This is a genomic window from Psychrobacter sp. Ps6, assembly GCF_022129235.1.
In the GTDB taxonomy this organism is placed as follows: domain Bacteria; phylum Pseudomonadota; class Gammaproteobacteria; order Pseudomonadales; family Moraxellaceae; genus Psychrobacter.
The window spans coordinates 1-1873 of the sequence record NZ_JADQAI010000094.1 but is presented as its reverse complement, the minus strand read 5'-3'; the positions used below and the strand labels follow the sequence as shown (position 1 = coordinate 1873).

3 protein-coding genes are annotated in these 1873 nt (G+C 39.4%); all 3 read left to right on the top strand.

The genetic code is table 11. The features are described 5' to 3' along the window. Nucleotides 1-449 (top strand): hypothetical protein (locus I3255_RS14015; RefSeq protein ID WP_238039362.1); only part of this gene is annotated, 449 nt, incomplete at its 5' end. 71 nt (nucleotides 450-520) lie between these two features. Continuing rightward, nucleotides 521-988, top strand: a complete 468-nt coding sequence (locus I3255_RS14010; protein ID WP_138222684.1) for a PTS sugar transporter subunit IIA — start codon at nucleotides 521-523, stop codon at nucleotides 986-988. A 9-nt stretch (nucleotides 989-997) separates the two neighbouring features. Continuing rightward, nucleotides 998-1696, top strand: coding sequence for an L-ribulose-5-phosphate 4-epimerase (locus I3255_RS14005; protein ID WP_138222682.1), 699 nt, complete (start codon nucleotides 998-1000; stop codon nucleotides 1694-1696). The last annotated feature ends 177 nt before the right edge of the window (nucleotides 1697-1873 follow it).

Below are 1873 nucleotides of genomic sequence, written 5' to 3'. Positions count from 1 at the left end.
AAACACTACGTGCAGAAGAAGACGCCGAAGCTCTGCAAACTAAAACTATGACGGCGGTAACACCTGAAGGTGTAGAAGTCGAAATCACAACACCAGAAACTGCTAAATCACTAGCCAAAGATCTTCAATTAGATAATTCAACCGAGCACCAACCAGTACGTATTCTTGTCTGTTGTGGTTCTGGCCAAGGTTCATCAATGATGTGTTCTAAAAAAATCAAAGAATATCTAGATAAAAGTGGGGTATTAGCTACCACATTTAACAGTGCGATTACTGATTACAAATCACATCTAGGTTCATTCGACATTATCGTTACATCTGTTGCTCTAGCTGAAAAAATCACGAATCTTCCTGAGGGTAAACAACAGCTAGCGGTGAAGAACATGATAATGGTGAAAACCTTTGGTGATGAATTAATGTCACTTATCGACAATCACTTCCGCAAATAACACAGGTTGCCCAGCGGTATGATCGCTAGGACTCTCGAAAACTAATAATAAAAGACTAAGTGAGTAAAACAATGGACTTGAAAGAATCTCTAATTACCAATAACTCAATCCAATTAAATGTAAATGCCTCCGATTGGCAGTCAGCTATCAGAATCGGTACTGATGCCTTGGTAAATGCTGGAGTAGTTGAAGATCGTTACTATGATGCAATCATCAATGCAATCAGTAGCGAAGGACCATACATCTGTATTCATGATGCATTCGCTTTACCACATTGTCGGCCTGAAGATGGTGTAATCAAAACCGGCTTTGCTTTAACTGTTTTACAAACACCAGTCCTGTTTGAGGATATTGATGAGCCAGTTGATGTGCTTATCACATTGGCTGGAAAAGATTCAGAAGAGCACATAGAGGGAACTATGCAAGTAGCAAACTTAATTGAGTTTGATGAGGATTTTTCAAAGCTTCGTGCATGTAAAACACCGCAAGATGTGGTGGATTTGATTGATATGGCGCTTTCACAAGTAGAAATTGCTTAAGGAATCGATATGTCTAAATATAACCAATTAAAACAACGTGTTTTAAAAGCAAATTTACAACTTCCTCAGCACGGTTTAGTAACATTTACCTGGGGCAATGTTTCTGAATTAGATCGTGAAAATAATGTGATTGCAATTAAACCATCGGGCGTTGAATACAGCAATATGACTGTTGAAGATATTGTAGTCGTTGATTTTGATGGAAATATTGTTGAAGGGAACCTCAATCCATCAAGTGATACCGCTACCCATTTGGAGCTTTACAAAGCTTTTCCTGAGATTGGCGGTATTGTTCATACACACTCCCGTAGTGCAACTATTTGGGCTCAGGCAGGTATCGACATACCGGCTTTAGGCACAACGCATGCAGACTATTTTTATGGTGATATTCCGTGTACTCGCAAGCTCACGAAAGAAGAAATTGCAGGGCTGTACGAGAAGAATACTGGACTTGTAATTATTGAAGAGTTTACACAACGAAATATCGATCCAATGGCAGTTCCGAGTGTCATTGTTGCTGGGCATGCACCTTTTTCATGGGGTAAAGATGCGCAAGATGCAGTTCATAATGCTGTTGTTTTAGAAGAAGTTTCAGCAATGGCATTAGCAACGAGATCGCTTAATAGTGGTATAAAAATTCAACCCGAATTATCGGACAAGCATTACTTACGTAAGCATGGTGAGAATGCTTATTACGGGCAGCACTAGGCTGTAATGTGAGGGAGAATTTATGTATCAAGTACTTGCGTTAGATCTAGATGGAACGGTCTTAACTGAAAAACACACAATTCATCCAGAAGTAAAAAAAGCGATCCAAGAAGCTAAACAATATTTCCATGTGATGATTGTAACAGGTCGACATCATACTGCTGCCAGGCCTTATTA

Bases quoted from the DNA above. Each gene is read 5' to 3' on its own strand.
- I3255_RS14010 (WP_138222684.1), top strand. From the start codon at position 521: ATGGACTTGAAAGAATCTCTAATTACCAATAACTCAATCCAATTAAAT.
- I3255_RS14005 (WP_138222682.1), top strand. From the start codon at position 998: ATGTCTAAATATAACCAATTAAAACAACGTGTTTTAAAAGCAAATTTA.